The organism is Gillisia sp. Hel_I_86 (genome assembly GCF_007827275.1).
In the GTDB taxonomy this organism is placed as follows: Bacteria; Bacteroidota; Bacteroidia; order Flavobacteriales; family Flavobacteriaceae; genus Gillisia.
The window spans coordinates 2,423,363-2,447,299 of record NZ_VISE01000001.1 but is presented as its reverse complement, the minus strand read 5'-3'; the positions used below and the strand labels follow the sequence as shown (position 1 = coordinate 2,447,299).

25 protein-coding genes and 1 riboswitch are annotated in these 23,937 nt (G+C 38.5%); of the genes, 1 reads left to right on the top strand and 24 read right to left on the bottom strand.

The features are described 5' to 3' along the window. Positions 1 to 2: 2 nt before the first annotated feature. From JM83_RS11085 to JM83_RS11050, 8 genes are read right to left on the bottom strand one after another with little or no spacing between them, the layout of a single operon-like run. On the bottom strand, positions 3 to 269 hold the full coding sequence (locus JM83_RS11085; RefSeq protein ID WP_144962091.1) for a hypothetical protein: 267 nt from the start codon (positions 267 to 269) through the stop codon (positions 3 to 5). Beyond that, positions 269 to 595 carry a nucleotide pyrophosphohydrolase gene (locus JM83_RS11080; RefSeq protein ID WP_144962089.1) on the bottom strand — a complete coding sequence of 109 codons (327 nt, stop codon included), beginning with the start codon at positions 593 to 595 and terminating at the stop codon, positions 269 to 271. The genes JM83_RS11085 and JM83_RS11080 overlap by 1 nt, the downstream gene beginning before the upstream one ends. Next, positions 595 to 1,047 (bottom strand): D-aminoacyl-tRNA deacylase, encoded by a 453-nt coding sequence (gene dtd, locus JM83_RS11075; protein WP_144962087.1) that lies wholly within the window; start codon positions 1,045 to 1,047, stop codon positions 595 to 597. Before dtd ends, JM83_RS11080 begins: the two co-directional genes overlap by 1 nt. Beyond that, on the bottom strand, positions 1,044 to 2,000 hold the full coding sequence (rsgA, locus tag JM83_RS11070) for a ribosome small subunit-dependent GTPase A (protein ID WP_144962085.1): 957 nt from the start codon (positions 1,998 to 2,000) through the stop codon (positions 1,044 to 1,046). The genes dtd and rsgA overlap by 4 nt, the downstream gene beginning before the upstream one ends. Positions 2,001 to 2,025: 25 nt before the next feature. Next, positions 2,026 to 3,108, bottom strand: coding sequence for a bifunctional 3-deoxy-7-phosphoheptulonate synthase/chorismate mutase type II (locus JM83_RS11065; protein ID WP_144962083.1), 1,083 nt, complete (start codon positions 3,106 to 3,108; stop codon positions 2,026 to 2,028). A 24-nt stretch (positions 3,109 to 3,132) separates the two neighbouring features. Beyond that, positions 3,133 to 3,981: a prephenate dehydrogenase gene (locus tag JM83_RS11060; RefSeq protein WP_144962081.1), complete on the bottom strand. Its 849-nt coding sequence runs from the start codon at positions 3,979 to 3,981 to the stop codon at positions 3,133 to 3,135. After that, the gene (locus JM83_RS11055; protein ID WP_144962079.1) at positions 3,981 to 5,123 is read right to left on the bottom strand and encodes a pyridoxal phosphate-dependent aminotransferase; all 1,143 of its coding nucleotides are present in this window, start codon (positions 5,121 to 5,123) and stop codon (positions 3,981 to 3,983) included. Before JM83_RS11055 ends, JM83_RS11060 begins: the two co-directional genes overlap by 1 nt. After that, complete coding sequence (locus JM83_RS11050) at positions 5,123 to 5,947, bottom strand: prephenate dehydratase (protein WP_144962078.1); 825 nt, start codon at positions 5,945 to 5,947, stop codon at positions 5,123 to 5,125. Before JM83_RS11050 ends, JM83_RS11055 begins: the two co-directional genes overlap by 1 nt. Positions 5,948 to 6,232: 285 nt before the next feature. On the opposite strand from JM83_RS11050, the gene gldA reads away from it, so the two are divergent. After that, positions 6,233 to 7,132 carry a gliding motility-associated ABC transporter ATP-binding subunit GldA gene (gene gldA / locus JM83_RS11045; RefSeq protein ID WP_144962076.1) on the top strand — a complete coding sequence of 300 codons (900 nt, stop codon included), beginning with the start codon at positions 6,233 to 6,235 and terminating at the stop codon, positions 7,130 to 7,132. Here gldA and JM83_RS11040 read toward each other — a convergent pair. The 16 genes from JM83_RS11040 to JM83_RS10965 all read right to left on the bottom strand — a co-directional run bounded on the left by JM83_RS11040 (position 7,119) and on the right by JM83_RS10965 (position 23,846). Beyond that, complete coding sequence (locus JM83_RS11040; protein ID WP_144962074.1) at positions 7,119 to 7,871, bottom strand: head GIN domain-containing protein; 753 nt, start codon at positions 7,869 to 7,871, stop codon at positions 7,119 to 7,121. The genes gldA and JM83_RS11040 overlap by 14 nt on opposite strands. A 3-nt stretch (positions 7,872 to 7,874) precedes the next feature. Further along, a complete protein-coding gene (locus JM83_RS11035; RefSeq protein ID WP_144962072.1) occupies positions 7,875 to 8,978 on the bottom strand; it encodes an acyloxyacyl hydrolase in 1,104 nt (367 codons plus the stop codon). A gap of 24 nt (positions 8,979 to 9,002) precedes the next feature. Then, the gene (gene metF, locus JM83_RS11030) at positions 9,003 to 9,959 is read right to left on the bottom strand and encodes a methylenetetrahydrofolate reductase [NAD(P)H] (RefSeq protein ID WP_144962070.1); all 957 of its coding nucleotides are present in this window, start codon (positions 9,957 to 9,959) and stop codon (positions 9,003 to 9,005) included. Between the two features lie 4 nt (positions 9,960 to 9,963). Continuing rightward, on the bottom strand, positions 9,964 to 12,651 hold the full coding sequence (gene metH, locus JM83_RS11025) for a methionine synthase (RefSeq protein ID WP_261376443.1): 2,688 nt from the start codon (positions 12,649 to 12,651) through the stop codon (positions 9,964 to 9,966). A gap of 2 nt (positions 12,652 to 12,653) precedes the next feature. Next, positions 12,654 to 13,673 carry a homocysteine S-methyltransferase family protein gene (locus JM83_RS11020; protein WP_144962066.1) on the bottom strand — a complete coding sequence of 340 codons (1,020 nt, stop codon included), beginning with the start codon at positions 13,671 to 13,673 and terminating at the stop codon, positions 12,654 to 12,656. Positions 13,674 to 13,720: 47 nt separating this feature from the next. Continuing rightward, positions 13,721 to 13,825: riboswitch (SAM riboswitch) on the bottom strand. 208 nt (positions 13,826 to 14,033) lie between these two features. Then, the gene (locus JM83_RS11015; RefSeq protein WP_144962064.1) at positions 14,034 to 14,456 is read right to left on the bottom strand and encodes an OsmC family protein; all 423 of its coding nucleotides are present in this window, start codon (positions 14,454 to 14,456) and stop codon (positions 14,034 to 14,036) included. Positions 14,457 to 14,523: 67 nt separating this feature from the next. Then, complete coding sequence (locus JM83_RS11010) at positions 14,524 to 15,780, bottom strand: sulfate adenylyltransferase subunit 1 (RefSeq protein WP_144962062.1); 1,257 nt, start codon at positions 15,778 to 15,780, stop codon at positions 14,524 to 14,526. 15 nt (positions 15,781 to 15,795) lie between these two features. Further along, positions 15,796 to 16,695 (bottom strand): sulfate adenylyltransferase subunit CysD, encoded by a 900-nt coding sequence (cysD, locus tag JM83_RS11005; protein WP_144962060.1) that lies wholly within the window; start codon positions 16,693 to 16,695, stop codon positions 15,796 to 15,798. A gap of 11 nt (positions 16,696 to 16,706) precedes the next feature. Next, positions 16,707 to 17,336: a phosphoadenosine phosphosulfate reductase family protein gene (locus tag JM83_RS11000; RefSeq protein WP_144962058.1), complete on the bottom strand. Its 630-nt coding sequence runs from the start codon at positions 17,334 to 17,336 to the stop codon at positions 16,707 to 16,709. 370 nt (positions 17,337 to 17,706) lie between these two features. Next, positions 17,707 to 18,771 carry an NAD(P)/FAD-dependent oxidoreductase gene (locus tag JM83_RS10995; RefSeq protein WP_144962056.1) on the bottom strand — a complete coding sequence of 355 codons (1,065 nt, stop codon included), beginning with the start codon at positions 18,769 to 18,771 and terminating at the stop codon, positions 17,707 to 17,709. Beyond that, positions 18,764 to 19,357, bottom strand: a complete 594-nt coding sequence (locus tag JM83_RS10990) for a bifunctional precorrin-2 dehydrogenase/sirohydrochlorin ferrochelatase (protein WP_144962054.1) — start codon at positions 19,355 to 19,357, stop codon at positions 18,764 to 18,766. The genes JM83_RS10995 and JM83_RS10990 overlap by 8 nt, the downstream gene beginning before the upstream one ends. 2 nt (positions 19,358 to 19,359) lie before the next feature. After that, entirely contained in the window at positions 19,360 to 20,184 is an 825-nt protein-coding gene (gene cobA / locus JM83_RS10985) for a uroporphyrinogen-III C-methyltransferase (protein ID WP_409994696.1), read from the bottom strand. After that, a complete protein-coding gene (locus tag JM83_RS10980) occupies positions 20,150 to 22,243 on the bottom strand; it encodes a HEPN domain-containing protein (RefSeq protein ID WP_144962051.1) in 2,094 nt (697 codons plus the stop codon). The genes cobA and JM83_RS10980 overlap by 35 nt, the downstream gene beginning before the upstream one ends. Positions 22,244 to 22,625: 382 nt before the next feature. Further along, positions 22,626 to 23,030 (bottom strand): phosphoadenosine phosphosulfate reductase family protein, encoded by a 405-nt coding sequence (locus JM83_RS19725; RefSeq protein WP_315897849.1) that lies wholly within the window; start codon positions 23,028 to 23,030, stop codon positions 22,626 to 22,628. Positions 23,031 to 23,032: 2 nt separating this feature from the next. Beyond that, positions 23,033 to 23,287 (bottom strand): DUF2061 domain-containing protein, encoded by a 255-nt coding sequence (locus JM83_RS10970; RefSeq protein WP_409994695.1) that lies wholly within the window; start codon positions 23,285 to 23,287, stop codon positions 23,033 to 23,035. A 151-nt stretch (positions 23,288 to 23,438) separates the two neighbouring features. Continuing rightward, positions 23,439 to 23,846: an RrF2 family transcriptional regulator gene (locus JM83_RS10965; protein WP_144962049.1), complete on the bottom strand. Its 408-nt coding sequence runs from the start codon at positions 23,844 to 23,846 to the stop codon at positions 23,439 to 23,441. Positions 23,847 to 23,937: the final 91 nt, after the last annotated feature.

Sequence of the window (23,937 nt, the reverse complement as noted above, 5' to 3'; positions counted from 1 at the left end):
GTTCAATGCTCTCTTTCTTCCTTTTTTTGTTTTATGGAAAATTGTCCAAAGGTGATTATGAAGCCATATAAAAACCCTGAAAGAAGAGACCCCAACACAAATCGCATCCATCTTCCTTGAGATAGGTTCTGCTCGAAATAGCCACTAAAATCAAAGCCTCCAAAAGCAAAAAGCATGGTAATAATATGATAGACCACGATAAACGAAATCCCCATTCCGACTACGGACCTCCAGAAACCCTTTGCATTAATAACTTTTTTGAAGTTCATTATTTCAATTTATCATTGTTATGATGCCTGTCGTGGTCACGCTTGGTTTTTATCTCCAATTTCTTATCGAAAGCTTCCTGTAGATTGATCCCTGTTTGATTTGCCAAACAAAGCACAACAAATAGCACATCTGCGAGTTCTTCTCCCAGATCCTTGCTTTTATCACTTTCCTTTTCACTTTGTTCTCCATATCGACGTGCAATAATCCTAGCTACTTCGCCAACTTCTTCTGTAAGTTGCGCCATATTGGTAAGCTCGTTAAAATAACGAACTCCATGATCTTGAATCCATCTATCTACTGCTTCTTGTGCGTTTTGTATGTTCATTATTCCCTGCTTTTTGAATCTATCATAATTGTAACAGGCCCATCATTTATTAAAGAAACTTTCATATCTGCTCCAAAAATTCCACATTCCACTTTTTTGCCGAGCTGATTTTCCAGCTCTAGAAGAAAACTCTCATAAAGTGGAACTGCAGTTTTTGGCTTGGCTGCCTTAATATAACTAGGCCTATTTCCTTTTTTTGTGCTGGCATGCAGGGTGAACTGACTTATAACCAATACTTCTCCATCAATATCCTGAATTGAACCATTCATTACTCCAGCCTCATCGTTAAAAATCCGCATTTTCAAGATCTTGTTGCACAACCAGACAACATCTTCTTTCGAGTCTGCTTCTTCAATTCCCACAAGAATTAAAAGTCCGTTGCCAATCTTACCACTCACTTTTCCGTCAATGCCAACCGATGCTTTCGAGACTCTTTGGAGAACTATTCTCATTGCTCCTCGGGAAAATTATCCGTTCTATATTGTTGCTCATCTTCTCCTTCAATAATTTGCAAATAACTTTTATATCTGGACCATGCGATGTCCCCATCCTCCAAACCATCTTTAACGGCGCAATGTGGTTCTTCTATATGCAGGCAATTATTGAATTTACATTCCTGTTTTACAGCGAAAAATTCTGGGAAATAATTACCCAATTCCTCTTTTTCCATCTCTACCACTCCAAATCCTTTAATCCCAGGAGTGTCAATGATCCTCGCATCAAAACCAAGATCATACATCTCTGCAAAAGTAGTAGTATGCTGCCCTTGCTTATGCTGGGCACTTATTTTCGAAGTTTTAAGATCTAAAGTGGGTTCCAATGCATTGATAAGTGTAGATTTCCCGGTTCCACTATGTCCAGAGAACATACTGGTTTTACCTACCATCATTTCCTTGACCTTATCTAGATTCTTCCCCGTCTTTGCTGAAATTCCTATACATTCGTAACCAACATCCCGGTATAATGCTGCCAAGAATTTAATCTCACCTAGCTCCTCTTCATTATAAGTGTCAACTTTATTGAACAGCAATACCGTTTTAATATGATAGGCTTCGGCTGTTACCAGAAACCTATCTATAAAAGTGGTAAAAGTGGGCGGATTATTAAGGGTGACCAGCAAAAAAGCAACATCAATATTTGAAGCAATAATATGGGTTTGTTTGGAGAGGTTCACCGATTTACGAATAATGTAATTATCCCGCTCTTCAATTGTGTTTATAACCCCAAAAGTATCGTCCCCTGTTTCTTCCAATTCAAATTGCACCTTATCGCCCACCGCAACCGGATTGGTGCTTTTAATCCCTTGCATGCGGAATTTGCCCTTTATCCTACAGCGGTAAAAAACCCCACTTTCAGCCTTTACATGATACCAACTTCCTGTAGATTTATATACAATTCCTGTCATGCTACAAAGGTGCAAAATCCCACGCTTATTCGCTAATTACTTTTTTCTGATGATTAATGGATTCCTGGTGTATGGCCTTGAACATTTTTAATACAAATTCCTCACTCAATCCTTGTTGCTCCCCTTCTAGTATCATTTTACCCAGAATTTCATTCCATCTGGTGGTTTGAAGGATCGAAACATTTTGAGATTTTTTAATTCTCCCAATCTCATCGGCGATTTTCATTCTTTTTGACAGCGTCTCCAATAATTGATGATCTGCAATATCTATCTTGGCCCTAAGGTTCTTCAAACTGTTCAAAAATTCCTCGCTTTCTGAAATTTCCTTTCTGATTTTAAGATCCTTCATAAACTGAATTAAAGTAGCAGGGGTAATTTGTTGTGCTGCATCGCTCCATGCATTATCCGGATCATGATGCGTTTCTACCATCAATCCGTCATAGTTAAGGTCCAATGCTGTTTGGCAAAGATCAAATAGGATATCACGTCTTCCCGCAATATGCGAAGGATCTAAAATAAGCGGCAGGTCCGGAAACCTATTTTGCAAATCGATAGGTATTTGCCATTCCGGATTGTTCCTATATTTGGTCTTTTCATAGGTAGAAAATCCACGGTGTATCACTCCTAAATTCTTGACATCGGCAGTATAAAAACGCTCTACAGCACCTAACCATAAAGAAAGGTCTGGGTTCACAGGATTTTTTATCAATACTGTTTTATCGGTGCCTTTTAAGGCTTCAGCAATTTCTTGAACGATGAATGGAGAAACGGTGGTCCTGGCACCAATCCATAAAATATCAACATCATTTTCCAATGCAAGTTCTACATGATTGGCATTTGCAACTTCTGTAGTAGTTAACAAACCTGTTTCTTCTTTGGCAGTTTTCATCCATTTGAGGCCCAAAGCACCAACTCCTTCGAAATTCCCCGGGCGGGTTCTAGGTTTCCAAAGTCCTGCTCGCAAAACGCTAACATCGCTATCCTTTAATTGTTTTGCGATCTCCACCAACTGGTCTTCTGTCTCTGCACTGCAAGGGCCTGCTATCACCAAAGGATGATCTAAGTTGAATTTATTTAACCAGGTTCCTAATTCTTTTTTGTTTTCCATTGTAACTGTTATATAATTGATTTTTTAATTGATTCCGTTTAATATGGTTTTGATATGGTTTGTCTTCTCCATTTCATTATAGACTCCTTCAAAGTCGTTGTTCTCCAATAAATCTTTAAACATATTGAGGTTCTGAATATATTCGGTTAAAATCTCCACCACATTTTCTTTGTTTTGCTCAAAAATGGGAGACCACATAGCAGGAGAGCTTTTGGCCAATCTTACAGTTGAAGCAAAACCACTACCGGCAAGATCAAATATGTTGCGTTCGTTTTTTTCTTTTTCCAAAACTGTTTTTCCAAGCATAAAGGAACTTATATGCGATAAATGTGAAACATAAGCAATATGCCTGTCATGGGATTTTGGGTCCATGTAACATATTCTCATTCCTAATTTCTGGAAAAGCGCCAATGCTCTTTCCTGTAATTTGAATGCCGTTTTTTCTACTTCACATATAATATTTGTTTTATTCCTGTAAAGATCCTTTATTGCTGCTTGTGGTCCGGAAAACTCTGTGCCCGAAATGGGATGCGCAGCCAAGAAATTACGACGATTTGGATGAGTGCTTAAAGCCTCGCAGAGCTTGCCTTTAGTAGATCCGGTATCGATCACCAAGGTGTGATCTTCTACGACATCCAACACCTGTTTAATAAGTGGAATACTCACATCTACGGGCACCGCCACAATTACCAGGTCTGAGGACCTAACATCGTTTAATTCTTCAACCTTATCAATGATTCCTAAGGACAATGCCTGTTGAAGATGATCTGGATTATTATCTACACCAACCAACTGCACTCCAGAAAATGCATTTCTAATATCGATAGCGAACGATCCGCCTATGAGGCCCACACCTATAATATGTACTCTCATTATTTAATTCTATTAATTGCTTCCTTAATTTTCTCCTCTGTAGTACAAAGGGAGAAGCGTATATATCCTTCGCCTTGATCGCCAAAAATGAAACCAGGAGTTGCAAACAGATCATAGGTATGCAATAAACGATCTACAAATAATTCCGATGTGGTATCCAACGGCACCTTTGCCCATACAAACATCCCGGTTTGATCCTTTTCCGGAATACAGTTCAATTTTGAAGCTAGTTCCAATACCAATTTCTTTCGTGTTCCATAAATAGTATTCAATTCGTTAAACCATTCTTTGGGTAAACGCAAAGCTATGGCTGCTCCCGCTTGCAAAGGAAAAAACATGCCGCTATCCATATTGGATTTCACTTTTAAAACGGAATTTAAATTATCCTCATTTCCACATAGCATTCCTATTCGCCATCCGGCCATGTTAAAACTTTTGCTAAGCGAATTTAATTCCAGTGCTACCTCCTTAGCTCCTTCTGCTTCCAAAATACTAATAGGGTGATCGTTAAGAATGAAGCTATATGGATTATCGTTTACGATGAGGATATGATACTTTTTTGCAAATGCTACCAGATCCTGAAATACCTTTTTTGTTGCCGAAGCCCCGGTTGGCATATGGGGATAGTTCACCCACATCAATTTTACCTTACTAAGATCTTTCTTTGCTAAACTCTCCAAATCGGGCAACCAATTGCCTTGTCCATTCAGATCATAAAAAACAGGTTCTGCACCAACTAGTTTGGTAACCGAAAAATAAGTGGGATATCCAGGATTTGGAATTAAAACCTCATCGCCTTCGTTAAGAAAAGCCATAGAAATATGTAAAATCCCTTCTTTGCTCCCCATTAGGGGAAGAATTTCTTTTTCTGCATCAAGACCAACCGAGTAGTGGGCACTATAAAATTCTTTTATCGCATTTCTAAAATCTGTAGTTCCCTTATAAGGCTGGTATTGATGCGCTGCCGTATTTGCTAAGGCATCATTTAAACCTTTTATCACTTCTACGGGTGGAGGAAGATCCGGGCTTCCTATGCCCAAGTTGATAATTGGTTTCCCAGAGGCCTCCAACGCCCTTACTTCCCGCAATTTTGAAGAAAAATAGTATTCCTTTACCTCGTTCAATCGTTCTGCTTGGATCATTATAAATTATTTTTGTAGGTGCCTAAAATCTTTAGATGTTCTGTCATCACTTCCATGATTTCCATGGCTTTTTGGAATTCTGAGTAATCCTCGAAAATCACATCCACGAAAAATGAATATTTCCAAGGGGTTTCAATTATTGGCATGGACTGTATTTTAGTCATGTCCAAATTATAGTCCCGGATAATATTCAAGACAGATACCAGGCTTCCTCTTCGGCTTTCCAATTCAAATTTCAAGGAAGCCTTATCTATCTTTATTCCATTAGGTTCTTTTTTTGTGGTGCTTACAATCAAGAATCTGGTAGCATTGCTTTTTTTAGTGTGAATACCTTCAGCAAGAATTTCCAATCCAAATATTTCGGCTGCCATTGTACTCGCCACAGCTCCAATTCCCTTAGATTGTTTTTCTGAAATCCTTCTGGCTACTTCAGCGGTATCAGTATCCTCTATCAATTTTATATGTGGATGTTTTTTAAAAAATTCTTTGCACTGAAGCAGAGCCATAGGATGCGAATACACCTTTTTGATCTCAGAAATATCTTGTCCCGGCAATGCCATTAAATTCATATTAATAGGAATATAATGTTCACCTACCACCTTCAGGTCATGCTCATCAATAAGCGCATAATTTGGTAATATGGAACCAACGATAGAATTCTCTATAGCCATCACTATTTCCCGAGATTCTCCGGCAACAAGGGAATTCACTAACTCATGAAAAGACATACATTCCAGCACCTCCACGTTTGTTCCAAAATATTCTTGGGCAACCAAATGATGAAAAGAGCCTTGAACCCCTTGAATTCCTATTATTTTTTCCATTTTAAAATTTTTCAAAAAAAAGAGGTCCTGATTTAGATGAAATCAGGACCTCTTTATATAATTTATAAATTTAATTACATGACGCTCCCGATCTTATCTCCATAATAGAAATAAAAATAATAGAATGCAGTCCAGGTAATTATATTCTTCATTGTTGTTTTAACTACCGCTAATGTAGTATTTAATTTAATATGACCTATAATTTTTTATATTTTTTTCACGATAACGTTTTAGTGAGAACCCTTTTAAAATAAATTTATCCATACTTTTGAAAAAAGCTTTGCTATGTCCATTTCTGTTAAAGAAATATCTAAATATTACGGGGAACAAAAAGCCTTGGATAAGGTTTCCTTCCAAATCGAAAAAGGTGAGATCGTAGGATTTCTGGGGCCCAACGGGGCAGGAAAATCTACTCTTATGAAGATCCTTACGGGTTATTTAAGTGCATCTGAAGGCGTGGCGAGCGTGAACAACACGTTGCTTTCCGAAGATTTAAAAGCAGTACAGCGAGCTATTGGTTACTTACCGGAACACAATCCATTGTATACCGAAATGTACGTACGGGAATATTTGGCTTTTAATGCTTCTATATACAATACAGCTAATTCCAGGATCGAAGAAGTAATAGAAATGACTGGACTGGTGCCTGAAGCCAACAAAAAGATCGAGCAACTTTCTAAGGGATATAGACAACGGGTTGGGCTTGCCGCAGCGCTTTTACACGATCCGGAAGTATTGATTTTAGATGAACCCACTACCGGTTTAGACCCAAATCAGCTTACAGAGATTAGGAATTTGATCTTAAAGGTTGGAAAACAAAAAACCGTTTTTCTTTCCACGCATATCATGCAAGAGGTAGAAGCCATTTGCGACCGTGTTATCATAATAGACAAAGGTGTAATTGTAGCCGATATGAAAATGGAGGAATTGCGTGATGAAAAAGAGCAAATTATTCAGGTGGAATTCGATTATCGAATAGAGGAAGTTGCTTTAAACGCATTGCCAAATCTGGTGTCTGCAAAAAACATAGGCGGATTTCATTACGAACTTAAATTCAACACAGATAAAGACATGCGCCCGGCAGTTTTCGATTTCGCCCATGATAACGGGTTAAAAACCCTTCAGCTAAATAGAAAATCCAAGAATCTGGAAACCTTGTTTTCAGAATTGACTACTCAAAAATAAGCCTCCCGGTATAGTATTCCTCTACATCCACAATTGGAGGCCTGTTCTTTGCGATCACATTTCCACTGCTGCGTAATTCCCCTTTAAGGGATTGAACTGGGAACAAAATCATTTTATTGGTGCCCCTATGAAAGATCTCATATTTCTGAACAATTAAATTAGGAGCATCCAATCTGCTATCTCCTGCGGCAAAGAACACGTTAAAATTCTCCACTTTTCCCGACAGGAAATAATTGGAAACATTATCGTTGGTAATCCTTAAATTTCCCACATCCAAGTCTAAAATAAAATCGCCATCGGTGTGAATGGACAAATCGTTTTCCTGATTTACCGAGCGGAGCCAAAGATTGTTCAGTTTAAGGGTTCCAATAGATGCTATAGCGCTCCCGCTGCTGTTCTGAAGCCACGTAAGTTCTGGAACAGTTACATATACTTTAGTGATTTCATAATCCCGCACCAAGTTGCAGGAATTCCCATTTCGGATGCTCAATCTATTAGCTATTACTTCAACAGAAACATCTTTTCTTAGATTCTCCCCGGTTTCTATCAACACTTTTTGAACTGGTCCTTGCTGAATGAATAGCTTTACTCTTTCGTAAACAATTATTTCATTAAAAGAATCAACTAGAACTTCATCCTGCACGATCTCCCCTGCTTTTTTGAAACAACCGGGAGCATCTTCGGCATCACAACTACTTAGTAAAAAAGTAGAGAGTATTAAAAAAACCAACTTTTTCATATCCTACAATCTATATCCTATTGAAAATTCCACAGCTTCGGCATTGGCAGCATGAGACCTCACCGTTGCCGATGCCCACCAATGTTCGCTTATCTTTCTTCTTAAACCTAGTCTATTATACAACCGCTCCACGTAATTATCGTAAGGATAATAGGCATAGTAACCTACCTGAGTAATTAAAGACAATTTATTGAAGGTTAATTGATGTCCAATAAAAACCCCAACTCTTTTAGCATCTTCATCCCCAACGGTTTTTCCCTGCGGAAATGCAACAGATTGAAAATAGATAAATTCTTCCAAAGCCTTAGAAAAGAAAATTTCTGCCCCAGCTTGCAAAGTGCTTTTTTTATTGATCACTTTATCTGCAAAACCTGTAACCGTTAAAAACGGATACTGTTTGGAACCAATTACTCCTGTTGTGTTCACACCGCCTCTAAGGACAAAATTATAATGAACAGGTTCTGTATATTTTTTCTCCTTCGGGTCTTTTTCTACATATTCGGGAATATTTTCATAATCCAGTTGATAATTCAACCCAACATTAAAAGTAAAGGTATTGGTGCTGTTGTTGGGAGATTTAAAGTCGGCATTGGAATAGTGGATTATTGAAACTCCTGCCTGCACTCCAAATCCTTTATAAATATTTTGCCTATGATAGTTCCCCATGAGATAAGTAGAGCTCAACAATCTGGATCCGTAAGCATTATTGATATAATTGGATTCCGCATTATAAGGATTCGTGGCATAAGCCACCCCCTGTCCTATCCTGAACATTAAATTCCGCTTTAAAAAATAGAAATTAAAATGGGCATACAAGGCATAATTCTTACCTAAATACTGATTTTTAAGATCCTGATAGGTGAATGAATACCCAAAATCCGGGTAATTATATCTGCGCTCCCAAGCTTCTAAACCGTAGGTTTTTCTGTTGAAGCTTAAAATAATTCCAGTAGGATGGCCTGTAATTAAGTGGGCAATATCAGGGTTATGTTCAATGATGGAGCCATAAAAATAATTCGCATCTAAGGAATAATACTTTTTAATCTCCTCTTGAGCAGAAGAAGTGGCAGAAAAAACCAAAAGTAGGACTAGCAAGCATTTTTTCATAGGGGGCAAATCTAATCTATTATTTTAAAAAACCGAAGAAGCGATTTTATGAATATTTGTGCTTTTCCCCATAGAATAATAATGCAGCACATCTACACCAGAACTTATTAGTTCTTTGCTTTGAGCGGTGCACCATTCTACACCTACTTCCCGAACCTCCAAATCGGTCTTGCAATTATTAACTGCCTTTATAAGTTCTTCAGGCAAATCCACATGAAACCTATGTGGAATATTGGTAAGTTGCCTTTTGGTTGCAAGGGGTTTAAGCCCTGGAATTATTGGGACGGTAATGCCACTTTTTCTACATTTTGCCACAAACTCAAAGAATTTTGAATTATCGTAAAACATTTGGGTAACCACATATTCTGCTCCGGCAGCAACTTTTGTTTTCAACCTTTCTATGTCGTTATCCAAACTTGGTGCTTCCATATGCTTCTCAGGGTATCCAGCAACACCTACGCAAAAATCAGTGGTATGGTTTTTTTCCAAAGGAGTATCCAGATATTGCCCTTGGTTCATTTCTTGGATTTGAGAAACCAGATCTGATGCGAAACAATTGCCATTTGGCTCCGGTTTAAAATAGGTTTCGCTTTTCACGGCATCCCCGCGAAGTGCCATGACGTTGTTAATGCCCAAAAAATCAAGATCTATTAGGAAGTTCTCGGTATCTTCCTTGGTAAATCCTCCACAAAGGATATGCGGCACCGCATCTATTCCGTATTTGTTCTGAATTGCGGCACAAATACCCACCGTTCCTGGCCTTTTTCTAACCACTTTTTTTTCTAAAAATCCGTTGGGTTGCTCTATATACACATATTCTTCCCTATGATAGGTCACATCTATAAACGGAGGGTTGAACTCCATCAAGGGATCTATTCCATCAAAAATAGATTGGATGTTCTGCCCTTTTAGGGGCGGTAATATTTCAAAAGAAAAAAGTGTTTTGCCTTTAGCGGCAGTAATATGTTCTGTTATTTTCATCTATTTATTGATCTGAAATTGAAGGATTCAACCATTTCTCTGCTTTTTCTACAGGAATTTTTTTTCGTTTTGCAAAATCCTGCACCTGATCTAATTTTATCTTTCCAAGTCCGAAGTATTTAGCTTCAGAATTCCCAAAGTAATAGCCACTCACACTGGCTGCTGGCCACATAGCCAAACTATCCGTGAGTTTAACGCCTATGTTTTCTTCAACCTTCAGAACGTCCCAAATAGTGATTTTTTCTAAATGATCTGGACAGGCTGGATATCCGGGAGCAGGACGAATCCCTTTGTAGCTTTCTTTGATAAGATCTTCATTGGAAAGTTCTTCTTTGGCCGCATATCCCCAATCTTCGGTTCGTACCTTTTTATGAAGATACTCTGCAAAGGCTTCGGCCAATCTATCGGCCAGAGCTTTTACCATGATCGCATTGTAATCATCCAGATCGGCTTCAAATTTGGAAGCAAGTTCTTGGGTCCCAAAACCTGTACTCACACAAAAACAGCCAATATAATCCTGAATACCAGAATCCTTGGGCGCGATAAAATCTGCCAAAGCAAAATTTGGCTTGCCTTCATACTTTTTGAGTTGTTGCCTCAAAGTGCGAAAAACCTTCTTTTTTTCTTCATTCCCTTCAGAAATGGTTATCTCTATATCATCGTCTTCAACTGAATTTGCCGGAAATAATCCAAACACCGCTTTCGCCTTCAGTAATTTCTCATTTAGGATCTTCTTTAGAAGTTGCTGTGCTTCATTAAATAAAATTGACGCTTGTTCCCCCACAACCTCATCGGTTAAAATCGCAGGGTATTTACCATGCAGCTCCCAACTTCTGAAGAATGGCGTCCAATCCAAAAAAGGCACCAATTTTTCAAGCTCCAAATCTTCAATTACCTGAACTCCCAGTTTATTGGGCTTAACAATTTCCGAAGTTTTCCAATTGATCTGGAATTTATTTTCGCGTGCCAGTTCTAGCGGAAGAAAATCCTTCACTTTACTACGCTTCTGAAAATTGGTTCTGAAAACTTCATAATTTGTTTTGATATCTTTAAAATATTGTTCCGAAGTTTCTTTTTTCAGAAGATCATTTACCACATTTACTGCGCGGGAGGCATCATTCACATGGATCACTGCATTGGTGTAATGAGGATCTATCTTCACAGCAGTATGCGCTTTTGAAGTAGTAGCACCGCCAATTAATAAGGGAACCGTAAAATTTTGACGTTGCATTTCCTTGGCCAAATACACCATTTCATCTAAAGAAGGCGTTATAAGTCCGCTTAGGCCAATGGCATCCACATTTTCCAGTTTTGCTATCTCAATGATCTTTTCCGGAGCCACCATGACACCTAGATCTATGATTTCGTAATTATTGCAGCCCAGCACTACACCTACAATATTCTTCCCTATATCGTGCACATCTCCCTTAACGGTCGCCATTAAGATCCTGCCTTTTGCACCTTTTCCTGTAGAGCCATCTTTAGCTGCTTCTATAAATGGCAGCAAATAAGCTACCGCTTTTTTCATGACCCTAGCCGATTTCACCACTTGAGGCAAGAACATTTTCCCACTTCCAAAAAGATCTCCCACCACATTCATTCCGGTCATTAAAAAACCTTCAATCACCTCAATGGGTCTGGAAGATGCTAATCGGGCAATTTCCACATCCTCTAAAATATATGCATCCACACCTCTAACCAATGCGTGTGTAATTCTTTCCTGCAAAGGTTTTTCCCTCCATGAGAGATCTATCTTGTTCTCGCGAACAGAGCCGGTAACCGTTTCAGCAAAAGTTAAAAGCCGATCTGTTGCATCATCCCTTCTATCTAGAATAACATCTTCCACATGCTCTAAGAGATCTTTCGGAATATTATCGTACACCTCTAACATTGCCGGGTTAACTATTCCAATATTCATCCCGGCCTTTATGGCGTGGTATAAGAAAACCGAATGCATTGCTTCCCTCACAGGATTATTCCCTCTAAAGGAAAAAGACACATTGCTCACACCTCCACTAATACTGGCATGAGGTAGATTCGATTTTACCCAACGTGTTGCCTCGATAAAATCTATCGCATTTCTTCGGTGTTCGTCCATTCCTGTAGCCACCGGAAATATATTGAGATCGAAAATGATATCTTCTGGTGCGAGACCTACCTTTTGGGTAAGTATGTTATAGGACCGCTTTGCGATTTCTATTCTTCGATCCAATGTATCGGCTTGGCCCAATTCATCAAAAGCCATAATTATTACGGCGGCACCGTATCGTTTTACTTTTTTTGCCTGATCGATGAATACTTCTTCCCCTTCTTTTAAGCTAATGGAATTTACCACACATTTCCCCTGAACAACTCGTAACCCGGCTTCTATGATCTCCCATTTGGAACTATCTATCATTATTGGCACCCTGGCAATATCGGGTTCTGCAACGATCAAGTTCAGGAACTTAACCATAGCTGCTTTGCCATCTACCATGCCATCGTCCATGTTTACATCTATGATCTGCGCTCCTTCATCCACTTGTTCTCTCGCAATGCCAATGGCTTCTTCATATTTTTCCTCCTTTATTAATCGGAGGAATTTTTTGGAACCAGACATGTTCGTACGCTCGCCAACATTCACGAAATTGCTTTCTGGAGTAATAACAAGCGGCTCTAAACCCGAAAGTTTTAATGCTCTAAATTCTAACATATTTATAGGGTTGTTTCTGGGTTCAATATTTTTTTAAGCGGTCTGGGCTGGTATTCCTTGGCTATTTTTGCAATGGCTTTTATATGCGCAGGAGTTGTTCCACAACACCCACCCAAGATATTCACCAATCCTTTCTCCAAATATTCACGAATTTGCCCTGCCATGCTCTCTGGGGTTTCATCATATTCCCCAAAGGCATTTGGCAATCCTGCGTTTGGATAGGCAGAGATCCCAAAATTGCTTTTTCGTGCCAGAACCTCTAAATGTGGGGTGAGTTGACTTGCACCAAGGGCACAGTTGAAACCAACACTTAGCAAATTCATATGTGAAATTGAAATTAGAAATGCCTCTGCAGTTTGCCCAGAGAGGGTTCTTCCTGAAGCATCTGTAATAGTGCCACTTATCATCACAGGAATTTCGGATTGAAGTTCCTCTTTTAATTCATCTATTGCGTATAAAGCCGCTTTTGCATTTAGGGTATCAAATACAGTCTCCACCAATAAAACATCCACTCCGCCTTCTATTAAGGCACGAGCTTGAAGCTTATAGGCAACCAACAATTCTTCAAAAGAAATGGCCCTAAATCCCGGATCGTTCACCTCTGGGGACATGCTTGCCGTTTTGTTGGTAGGCCCGATTGCACCTGCTACAAACCTCGGTTTGGATGGCTCTTCCAAAGTAAGTTCTATCGCTACTTTTTTAGCGATTCTGGCCGATTCAAAATTTAGCTCATAGACCAGCTCTTCCATTCCATAATCTGCCATGGCTATGGTAGTTCCAGAAAAGGTGTTGGTCTCTACAATATCGGCACCCGCTAGAAAATATTTTCTATGGATCTCCTCGATAGCGTGAGGCTGGGTAAGCGATAAAAGATCATTATTGCCCTTTAGGGATTTTGGCCAATCGGCAAAACGAGCGCCACGGAAATCTTCTTCAGAGAATTTATATTCTTGAAGCATGGTGCCCATTGCACCATCGAGGATTAATATTTTTTCGGAAAGGATTTCTTCTAATTTTGACATTTTATAAAGTATATATGTATCAAAAAAGAAGGAAGAAAGGATTCTTTTTGTTATCTATCCACGCCTGAGCGTGGTAGAATGTAGCACCTTCTCCAAAAGGAGGGTTGCCAAGGTTTCATAGGGTCTTATCCCTCCACCTTTCTTGATAACGTTTTAAAAATAAATAAGAACTTAAATATCTTGTAAAGATACACTTAGTTTGCGCAATTCCAAGTGCTATCTTTAAAATCACAAACTTCAATGAAAGCCTACCAAGTGTGTTAAGATAATTATAGGGATAAAATTATTTTTGAAAACCCGAAACATCCAGATAGCGCTATCCGGATGGGAAGGAAATAAACCCTTTTTGAGGGGTTGAACTCAATTAATTTCTTCCCCATTTAAAGTGATAGAATAAGTAATAATCGCAGCTTTTCCCAACATTTTTGAAACCGAACAATATTTATCCATAGACAACTTAACTGCTCTCTTAACTTTGGCAGCGGATACATCTCCTTGTAAAATAAAATTTAAATTGATTTTTTTAAAGACATTTGGTATGGCCCCATCTTCGCGAAAACCTTCCACCTCGATTTGTAGATCTTCGAGTTCATGCTGCTGTTTTTTTAATATCATTACCACATCTATGCCGCTGCATCCTGCAATTCCTCTCAAAATAAGATCCATTGGGCTGGATCCTTTTGGTTCTTCTTCAGATTTGTTGTCGAGAAGCACCACATCTCCTCGCTCATTTTTGGTTTCAAAAAGATAGTTGGTGTTCAAACGTTTTAAATGGATCTTCATTTTGTTTCAGAATTTGGTCAAATTTAATAAATCCAGAATGAATATAGGTTAACAATTGAGGGAGAGATTAAATATTCAAAGAATCTATAAAACCTACTCCTGCCGTGGTATTGGTTATAGGATCTATAAGGATGAACCTTCCGTTTTCAGGATTATTCTTGTAAGTATCGGCATAAATATTCTTACTTAGCTTTAAAGTTACCTGCCCGATCTGATTTAAATACAAATTCGAATTTATCTCACCTGCATCATAATTCCCAATTTTCAGGGTTTCAATGGAATTGATCTTAGTAAGGATTCGGTTTGTATTATGTTGAAGTAAATACTTGGCACCCGGAACCAGGGATTTGGAATCCATCCAGCAAATGGTAGATCTTAAATTTTTAGAAGACGTTGCTATCTCATCAGATTTCACCAAAGTATCTCCTCGGGCAATGTTTATATCATCCTCCAAAGTAATTGTTACAGAACTTCCTGAACTTGCCTCCTCATATTTTTTATCGAAAAAATAGATCTCTTTGATCTTACTGCTGGTTAAACTGGGCAAGACGGTAACAAATTCTCCCACCTTTAGGTTTCCGCCACTCAACTTACCTGCATAGCCCCTAAAATCCCTATGCTCTTTGGTTTTGGGCCTAATAACGGTTTGCACCGGAAATCTGGCTTGGGTGTTTTTCTGAAAATCTTCGGTTTTAATGTTTTCAAGATGATCCAATACAGTGTCCCCTTGATACCACTCCATATTCGTAGAAGCTTCAGCTATGTTTTCGCCCCACAAAGCACTCACAGGGATAAATGTCACTTTTTGATCTTTATACTCACTTTCCTTCTGGATCTTTTTAAAATCTGATACTATTTCGTTGAAGACCTCTTCCGAATAATTCACCAGATCCATTTTATTCACCGCCACTACAACTTCTTTTAACCTTAAAAGATTATTGATAAAAAAGTGCCGTTGAGTTTGCTCGATCACCCCTTTTCTGGCATCGATCAAAATAATTGAAACCTGTGAAGTAGAAGCTCCTGTCACCATATTTCTTGTATATTCCACATGTCCAGGAGTATCAGCGATGATATAGCTCTTCTTTTTGGTCGAGAAATAAATATGTGCAACATCTATTGTGATCCCTTGTTCCCGCTCTGCCACCAACCCATCTGTAGCTAAAGAAAAATCCAGATAATCCAGGCCTTTCTTTCTACTGCTTTTTTCAATAGCTTCCAATTTGTCTGTAGTTAGGGATTTGGTGTCATACAACAATCTTCCTATCAACGTACTCTTCCCATCATCTACACTGCCTGCCGTTGCTATTTTTAGAACTTCCATTTTGTTATTTATTGTTTAAAAGTAACCTTGTTGTTTTCTTGTCTCCATTGCCGCCTCAGAGCGTTTATCATCTATTCTGGCGCCACGCTCAGAAATTGGCGAATTGGTGATCTCATGGACAATTTGCCCTATAGTTCTGGCATGGGATTCTACAGCTGCAGTACAGGTAACATCCCCCACAGTGCGAAACCTCACATTCCTGGTTTCCACCTCTTCTAAATCGTCTTTAAAAACATGTTCTGAAGCGGTCCAGATTAGCCCATCGCGTTCAAATATCTCACGCTCGTGTGAAAAATAGATCGATGGAATTTCGATTTCTTCCTGATCGATATATTTCCAAACATCCAATTCTGTCCAGTTAGAGATAGGAAAAACACGAACGTTCTGTCCTATATCTATCCGTCCATTAAGCATATCGAATACTTCGGGACGCTGATTTTTTTCGTCCCACTCTCCAAAGTCATTTCTTACAGAGAATATACGCTCCTTTGCTCTGGCCTTTTCCTCATCTCTTCGCGCTCCACCTATACAAGCATCAAACTTAAATTCTTCGATCGCCTCCAACAGCGTGTTTGTTTGCAAACTGTTTCGGCTGGAGTATTTCCCAGTTTCTTCAACAGACTTTCCATTATCTATATCATCCTGTACATTTCTTACAATGAGCTGAAGTCCCATTTCTTTTACCAGTTTATCTCTAAATGCGATGGTTTCTGGGAAATTATGCCCCGTATCTATATGCATTAAAGGGAATGGGATCCTAGAGGGATAAAAGGCCTTTTCTGCCAGCCTTACCAGGGTAATAGAATCTTTACCTCCAGAAAAAAGCAACACAGGATTTTCAAACTGGGTTACTACTTCCCTAAAAATATAGATCGCTTCGCTTTCCAATGGATTTTGATTTAAAATGTTGTTCATTTTTCTGCTATTTATGAATGTAACCCACACTCTCTATTGGAAAGTACTTTTGTAGGGTCGAAATATTTAAACTCGTTAGGTAATTGATGTTCTATTAGATAGGTATCCAATTCCTCATCGCTCCAATGATAAAATGGGCTTACCTTTAAAATGCCATTTTTGCTATAACTCAAAATATCGATACTGTCCCTAAAAGCCGTCTGCCCCTTTCTTAGATTGGTAAACCAAACATCCGGTTTTAACTCACCCATTGCCCTCATAAAGGGTTCTAATTTTACTTGTCTTGTAAATTCCTGGTGTCTCTCATCTTCCACCTGTGGAATTCCTCCAAAGAGGACCTCGCGATGTGCGGCAGTTTGCAACGGAGTATATAATTTAACGTTTAAATCAAGCTGAGATATTAAGTCTTCTGCATGTCTATAAGTTTGCGGAGTGTTATATCCGGTATCGCACCAAACGATCCTGATCCCTGGAACTACAGCTACACTAGCCTGTAGAATAGCCGCTTCGTAAGGTCTGAAGTTGGTGGTTACCACCGGTCTGTCTGCATCTTGAATTGCCCAGCTTATTATCTCTGAAGGTGTTTCACCTTTGAACCTTGTATTAAGGGCAAGTATTTCTTCTTCTGAATATTTTTTCATAATTATTCTTTTTCAAATTTGATGGCAATCCAAATGCGTCCATGCCAACAAATAAAGGATACTTTGTTTTAATAATTATATTATCCTATAGGATTAATAGGTTATGCAAAAATAGGATTCCTTTTAGGATTGGGCAATTAAAGAATCTTAAATTAAGATTTGTTGCATTTCTTCAAAATGAAATATAATGCAGCCATAATTTTTACGTATATCCGTTTTTTGTCAGAATAGTAGTTTCGTCACCCTGAATTTATTTTAGGGTCTTAATTTATCACGTTGATTTACAGTGCAATTAGATTCTGAAACAAGTTCAGAATGACGTCCTTTATCAGTTTAGGATACTTTACAGACAATTAATTTTAAAAGGACTTTACACTCCTATACTTTGCACCACTTCTTTCTTCGCTTCCTTTTTAGTGCCATCAAATCCTTCCACGCCACCCACTGTAGTATATTTTAACATATACTTCTTGCCGGGATTGATCCTTTGATAGGCGCTTTGGCACATAATTGCTGCTTCATGAAACCCAGAAAGAATCAACTTTAATTTTCCTTTATAGGTATTAACATCTCCAATGGCGTAAATCCCTGGAATGTTGGTTTGATAATCGTATGAGTTATCAACCTTAATCGCATTCTTCTCGATCTCTAAGCCCCAATTTGCCATGGGGCCCAATTTAGGTGAAAGTCCAAATAATGGAATAAAAGCGTCCACATCTTTAAACTCCTCGCCTCTAGCCTCATCTCTGTGCCGAATCACTACTTTTTCAAGGTGATCTTTCCCAGTAAGTCCCACAATTTCAGCATTGGTTATTAGATTGATCCTTCCAAGATTTGCCAATTCCGAAACTTTTTCAACAGAATCCAAAGCTCCTCTAAAATCATTTCGGCGGTGCACCAGGGAAACCTCAGATGCCACATCTGCAAGAAATATAACCCAGTCTAAAGCAGAGTCGCCTCCTCCGGCAATGATTACTTTTTTATCTCTATAAACTTCCGGATCCTTGATAAAATAGTTCACTCCTTTATCCTCATAATCCAAAATATTGACAATTGGTGGCTTTCTTGGTTCAAAGGAGCCCAAACCACCCGCTATTACCACCACCGGCGCATGATGCCTAGTGCCTTTATTGGTAGTTACAATAAACGTCCCGTCCTCTAATTTATCAATTGTTTCCGCCCGTTCTCCCAACGTAAAACCAGGTTCAAAGGGTTTGATCTGTTCAATCAAATTATTTACCAAATCTCCAGCCAGGATTTCCGGAAATGCCGGAATATCATAGATCGGTTTTTTAGGATAAATCTCGGAACATTGCCCACCAGGCTGTGGCAGTGCGTCTATTAAATGTGTCTTCAACTTTAGCAATCCTGCTTCAAAAACAGTAAAGAGACCGGTTGGCCCTGCACCTATTATTAAAATATCTGTTTTAATCATTCTTAACTTTTTTTTCAATTAATGTTTCTGTTATTTTATTCATTTGAGCTACCTTACTTTCAAAATCTCCTTTGATAGTTTGTCTGAATTCATTTAAATTCTCCACCATCAAATTGATATCCTCTGGTATGATCTCTTCAAATAACTGACGCAATCTTTTCGCAGTTGTAGGAGACTTTCCATTGGTAGAAATAGCGATTTTCACGTGCCCTTTATTCACAATTCCTCCCATATAAAAATCACATAACTCTGGGGTGTCTGCAATATTCGCCAGGAGACACCTTTTTCTAGCCTGTAAATATATTTTTTTGTTCAGCTTAGGATTATCGGTAGCAGCAATTACCAGATGTCTTCCTTTTAGATATTTGCGTTTGTACTTTCGCTTGGTCATTTTTACTTGATGTTTTTCTGCCAAGGCTATTGTCTCCGGTTTAAAGTATTTCGCTACCATTTCCACATTTGCACTTGGACTTGATTTCAACAGAAAATGCAATTTTTCAAGCCCCACATTGCCACCTCCTACAATAAGTACATTGAGTTTATTTACTTTTAGGAAAATTGGATATAATTCATTTCTTTCTTCCATAATTAAGCAGCATCTATTTGAGCAATTCTTACCTTGGAAGTCTTTGGAAAGGCTTGAAAATTTTGAGCTACGGCTTGCAGATAATGACTTTCCTTTACCACCTCACCAATTACAATAATAGCCGGAGCGGTTAATTGTTTATTTTCCACTACTTTTTCAATATCCTTTATACTCCCAAAACCGAATTTTTCGTTTAAAGTGGTGCCGTTTTGAATAACCCCAACCGGTACATCTTGTTTTCCTAGACCACAAAATATCTCCACAATTTCTGATAGCTTTGCCATTCCCATTAAGATCACAACAGTGGCTGTAGATTGTGCAGCAAGTTTTACGTCGGTAGAGAGTTTTCGCTTGGATGTGGTTCCCGTGATCACCCAGAAACTTTCGGAAACACCACGCTTGGTCAAAGGAATTCCCACATTTGCCGGAACGGCTATAGAAGAAGTAATCCCCGAAACTACAGCCGTTTCCAGACCTTTACTTCTGGCATAATCGATTTCTTCAGACCCTCTTCCAAAAATGAATGGATCTCCCCCTTTTAATCTTACCACGTGACCATATTCTAAAGCATATTTCACGATCAATTCATTGATCTCATCCTGACTGTACCTATGTTTATCTTTGCGTTTTCCAACAAAAATATGCTTGGCTTGTGGTGCATATTCCAACAGTTCTCGGTTTATAAGTGCGTCATACAATACAACCTGAGCAGATTGTAGGATTTTCACTGCTTTAATTGTGATCAACTCAGGATCTCCCGGCCCTGCACCAACTACACTTAATTTTGGTATGTTATACATGTTGTACCTCCTTTGTTCTATAGGCATCTGCCTTCTTAAGGAACAGCTGCGCGTCTTTTAAATATTGTTTTGCAAATTCTTCTGTGGGTGCGTTTTCATTTAGCTGAAATGCAAATTCCTTGAAAGAAGTAGAAAGAGAGATCTTTTGGGTTTGTACAAATAGCTCATCGAACTGGGCAATGATCCCGGCCTGTGTGTTGGTTGAAACATCATCTGATAACAATAAAGCTTTAGCCGAATTCACTATGGAAGTATAGGAATGATAGATGCTATCTGCCCAGGCCTTTCTTTTTATTGCACTTTTTGAATTATCAATTTTCTCTTCACTTTCAAAAAGCAACGTGGCTATAAGATCTATAATTACGCCGGCACATTCTCCTACCCCAACAGCTTGTATATAAGGTTTCTCGTGTCCCCAGTCTACAAACTCGTTTTCTGTGATATTGGAAATTTCCGACAACTCCTTCAAAAGGTCATAGAAATATTTTTTCCCTTGCCTGTCATAATAATCGATGAATTTTTCATTAGCTAAAGATGCTTTCTCAAAGTCATTTAAGAGGACACGCAAAGCTTGGGGACCACGTTTACTTGGAATTTTTATTATTTTATCTGAAAAGCGTCCCTTTCCATTTCCAAGAACTCCCCCCCCTAAAAGAACCTGCAATGCGGGAGCAACGCTATTATCTACTTTTATAGACATGCCTTGAAAACCTATTTCAGCCATATTATGCTGCCCACACGCATTCATACAACCGCTAATTTTGATGGTGATATCCTTCCCGTTGATATATTGCGGATACTCCTCTTTAATTACATCTTCCAATACATCTGCAATTCCCGTACTACTAGCTATTCCAAGATTACAGGTATCTGTGCCTGGGCAGGCAGTGATATCTATCGTTTTATTATAACCTGGTTCGGCAAAACCCAATTCCTTTAATTCAGCATAAAAGAAAGGCAACAAATCTTTTCGTACATGCCTAAGTAGAATATCCTGCCGTAGCGTGAACCTTAGTTCATTCCCTGCATATTTTTTAATAAGATCTGCCAGTTTCCTTGCGGCACCGGTATAAAAATCGCCTAATGGAACCCGAATTCCAATGGCGTACAATCCTTCTTGTTTTTGAGCTTGTAGATTTATGGATTTCCAAGTATCATATGCCTTTTGATCTTTTATGACCACAGAAGGGATTTCCACATCTTGTAACTCTGGCCCGGTTTCAAAGGCTGCAAGTTCAAATTCCACCTTTTCTCCTGATAACGCAGTTTTTTGTGCTGCTACCAATTCCATAAAAGCCTCTTTACCAATATCCTTGATCAAGAATTTCATTCTGGCTTTTAGACGTTTTGCTCGCTCTCCATATCTATCAAAAACCCGTAGTACAGATTCAGTAAGTTCTATGATATTTTCGGTTTCAATAAATTCGTATAGCACATCGGCATGTCTAGGCTGAGATCCCAATCCGCCACCAAGCATCACCTTAAAACCGCGTTTCCCATTCTCTGTTTTAGCTATAAAACCAAGATCATGGATAAAACTTAAGGCCGTATCTTCTTCTGAAGATGAAAAAGAGATCTTGAACTTTCTACCCATTTCCTGACAAATAGGGTTTCTTAAAAAGAACTGGAACATAGCATGAGCATAGGGGGAAACATCAAAAGGCTCATTTATATCTATTCCTGCCGTGGGGGACGCGGTGATATTTCTTACCGTATTTCCACAGGCTTCACGCAATGTGATGTCATCTTTTTCAAGTTGAGACCAAAGTTCCGGAGTTCTATCCAAACTAACATAATGTATCTGGATATCCTGCCTTGTGGTAATGTGTAACCTTCCTGTGGAATATTCATCGGAAACATCAGCTATTCTGTGAAGTTGTTCTGAAGTCACTTTCCCAAATGGCAGTTTTATTCTCACCATTTGAACTCCCGCCTGACGTTGGCCATATACACCACGCGCCAGCCTTAGACTTCTAAATTTTTCTTCATCGGCTTTTCCTTCTCGAAATAACCTGATCTTTTTTTCTAAATCCAGAATATCCTTTTGTACGAGTGGATTTTCCAGTTCTGTTCTAAAACTTTGCATGGATAGTAATTTTTAAAATGAAAAAAGTCCTTTAAAGTGAAACACTTAAAAGGACTCTTATAAATAAACTTATAGAAATAGCTTTTAGGTGTAAGGTTTATTGCCCATACACATATAACATGATTTTATAGAAATGGTATTAATCATTGTTCAATTTTTAAGCTTGTAAACTCCACTCTCTATTTCCGAGCACTCTTGTGGAATCAATATATTTAAATTTGTTAGGTGAATTTTCCTGTAACAGGTATCTATCCATTTGCTCATTGGTCCAATGACAGAACGGACTAACCTTTAAAACGCCATCTTTACTGTAGTTTAGAATTTGTATGTTATTACTAAATGCCGTTTGACCTTTTCTAAGATTAGTAAAACAAACATCTGGTCATTGCTCTGTCATTGCTCGCTGAAAAGGCTCTAATTGTATTTGACGGGTAAACTCATCGTGTAAAGGACTGCCAATTTGAGGTATGCCTCCAAAAAGCGCATCTCTATAAGCTGCTGTTTGTAGAGGGGAATAAATCTTCACATTCAAATTTAGCTCTTCAATTACAGATCTTGCGTGAAGATATGTTTGAGGACTATTATATCCTGAATCGCACCAAACAACCGTCATTTTAGGGTCAATCTTAACACATGCATTTAAAATGGCGGCTTCATAAGGCTTGAAATTTGTGGTTACTACTGGACGCTCACTTCTTTCCACGGCCCATTGGATTATTTCTGATGGACTAATTCCCTTAAATTGTTGATTGAGTATCTTTAACTCGCTTTGTGAATAATTTTTCATAATTATTGTCTCCCATAATTTATCCTATCCCATATTCTCTCATGCCCAAAATAAAGCAGCATCTTTGTCACCAATTCTACCGACCCAATTGCAAGCGCGGTTTTTATCTCTCCAGTTAAGATCCAAGAGATACCTATAGTATCAAGGGTTCCCACAACCCTCCAACTAATAGCTTTAAACATGCTCCGTAAAGGTTTCTCGGCACCCTTATCCTGTTTATACTTGCTTTTCTTAACTTGGTCCAACAGCATTAACATCTTTATTTTTTACTTAAACCCATAAACCTATAGGTTTAGTGGGTTATTAAGCAAATATAGACTCTAGTTTTGATATGTGCCAGTAATTTGGTGTTAAAATTAAATTTTAACAGTATTTATCTGCTATTTAAGAGATGCTAGAAGATGATAATCAGCAAAGATCTGCTAAGGTTTTTTCACTTAACACTTTAAGTGTACTGTCTCTTACCTCTATCATCAGTATATGAACAGAACAAGTAAGCTCATCTGGACAGTCATCGCATTTTTCATAATAATTCAAACTAACACAGGGAAGCATAGCAATAGGGCCTTCTAAAACACGAATTACTGTTTTCATTTGAATTTCCGTTGGATCTTTTATCAAATAATAACCTCCTCCCTTTCCTTTTTTGGAACCCAGAAAGCCAGACTTGCGCAAGTTTAATAAGATACTTTCTAAAAATTTAGGAGAGATATTTTCACTTCTCGCGATCTCCGCGGCCTGAACAGGTGACTTACCTGTCCTTTTGGCGAGATAGGATAAAGCTTTAATGCCGTATTTCGTCTTTTTTGAAAGCATTTAGCGAATATAGATAAATAATTTCTTTAAATTCTCCTGCCCAAAATTTATCATATAACCTATAAAAATAAATAGTCCCCTAATTCATTTT

Coding starts and splice junctions, on each gene's coding strand:
- JM83_RS10980 (WP_144962051.1), bottom strand. CDS start 22,243: ATGCAAAGTTTTAGAACAGAACTGGAAAATCCACTCGTACAAAAGGAT.
- JM83_RS11080 (WP_144962089.1), bottom strand. CDS start 595: ATGAACATACAAAACGCACAAGAAGCAGTAGATAGATGGATTCAAGAT.
- cysD (WP_144962060.1), bottom strand. CDS start 16,695: ATGAACAACATTTTAAATCAAAATCCATTGGAAAGCGAAGCGATCTAT.
- JM83_RS11010 (WP_144962062.1), bottom strand. CDS start 15,780: ATGGAAGTTCTAAAAATAGCAACGGCAGGCAGTGTAGATGATGGGAAG.
- metH (WP_261376443.1), bottom strand. CDS start 12,651: ATGTTAGAATTTAGAGCATTAAAACTTTCGGGTTTAGAGCCGCTTGTT.
- gldA (WP_144962076.1), top strand. CDS start 6,233: ATGTCCATTTCTGTTAAAGAAATATCTAAATATTACGGGGAACAAAAA.
- JM83_RS19725 (WP_315897849.1), bottom strand. CDS start 23,030: ATGAAAAATTATTCACAAAGCGAGTTAAAGATACTCAATCAACAATTT.
- JM83_RS10965 (WP_144962049.1), bottom strand. CDS start 23,846: ATGCTTTCAAAAAAGACGAAATACGGCATTAAAGCTTTATCCTATCTC.
- metF (WP_144962070.1), bottom strand. CDS start 9,959: ATGAAAATAACAGAACATATTACTGCCGCTAAAGGCAAAACACTTTTT.
- JM83_RS10970 (WP_409994695.1), bottom strand. CDS start 23,287: ATGTTAATGCTGTTGGACCAAGTTAAGAAAAGCAAGTATAAACAGGAT.
- JM83_RS11065 (WP_144962083.1), bottom strand. CDS start 3,108: ATGGAAAACAAAAAAGAATTAGGAACCTGGTTAAATAAATTCAACTTA.
- JM83_RS11000 (WP_144962058.1), bottom strand. CDS start 17,336: ATGAAAAAATATTCAGAAGAAGAAATACTTGCCCTTAATACAAGGTTC.
- dtd (WP_144962087.1), bottom strand. CDS start 1,047: ATGAGAATAGTTCTCCAAAGAGTCTCGAAAGCATCGGTTGGCATTGAC.
- JM83_RS11040 (WP_144962074.1), bottom strand. CDS start 7,871: ATGAAAAAGTTGGTTTTTTTAATACTCTCTACTTTTTTACTAAGTAGT.
- JM83_RS11035 (WP_144962072.1), bottom strand. CDS start 8,978: ATGAAAAAATGCTTGCTAGTCCTACTTTTGGTTTTTTCTGCCACTTCT.
- JM83_RS11055 (WP_144962079.1), bottom strand. CDS start 5,123: ATGATCCAAGCAGAACGATTGAACGAGGTAAAGGAATACTATTTTTCT.
- cobA (WP_409994696.1), bottom strand. CDS start 20,184: ATGCCTATAGAACAAAGGAGGTACAACATGTATAACATACCAAAATTA.
- JM83_RS10990 (WP_144962054.1), bottom strand. CDS start 19,357: ATGGAAGAAAGAAATGAATTATATCCAATTTTCCTAAAAGTAAATAAA.
- JM83_RS11015 (WP_144962064.1), bottom strand. CDS start 14,456: ATGAAGATCCATTTAAAACGTTTGAACACCAACTATCTTTTTGAAACC.
- JM83_RS10995 (WP_144962056.1), bottom strand. CDS start 18,771: ATGATTAAAACAGATATTTTAATAATAGGTGCAGGGCCAACCGGTCTC.
- JM83_RS11060 (WP_144962081.1), bottom strand. CDS start 3,981: ATGAGAGTACATATTATAGGTGTGGGCCTCATAGGCGGATCGTTCGCT.
- JM83_RS11050 (WP_144962078.1), bottom strand. CDS start 5,947: ATGGAAAAAATAATAGGAATTCAAGGGGTTCAAGGCTCTTTTCATCAT.
- JM83_RS11085 (WP_144962091.1), bottom strand. CDS start 269: ATGAACTTCAAAAAAGTTATTAATGCAAAGGGTTTCTGGAGGTCCGTA.
- JM83_RS11020 (WP_144962066.1), bottom strand. CDS start 13,673: ATGTCAAAATTAGAAGAAATCCTTTCCGAAAAAATATTAATCCTCGAT.
- rsgA (WP_144962085.1), bottom strand. CDS start 2,000: ATGACAGGAATTGTATATAAATCTACAGGAAGTTGGTATCATGTAAAG.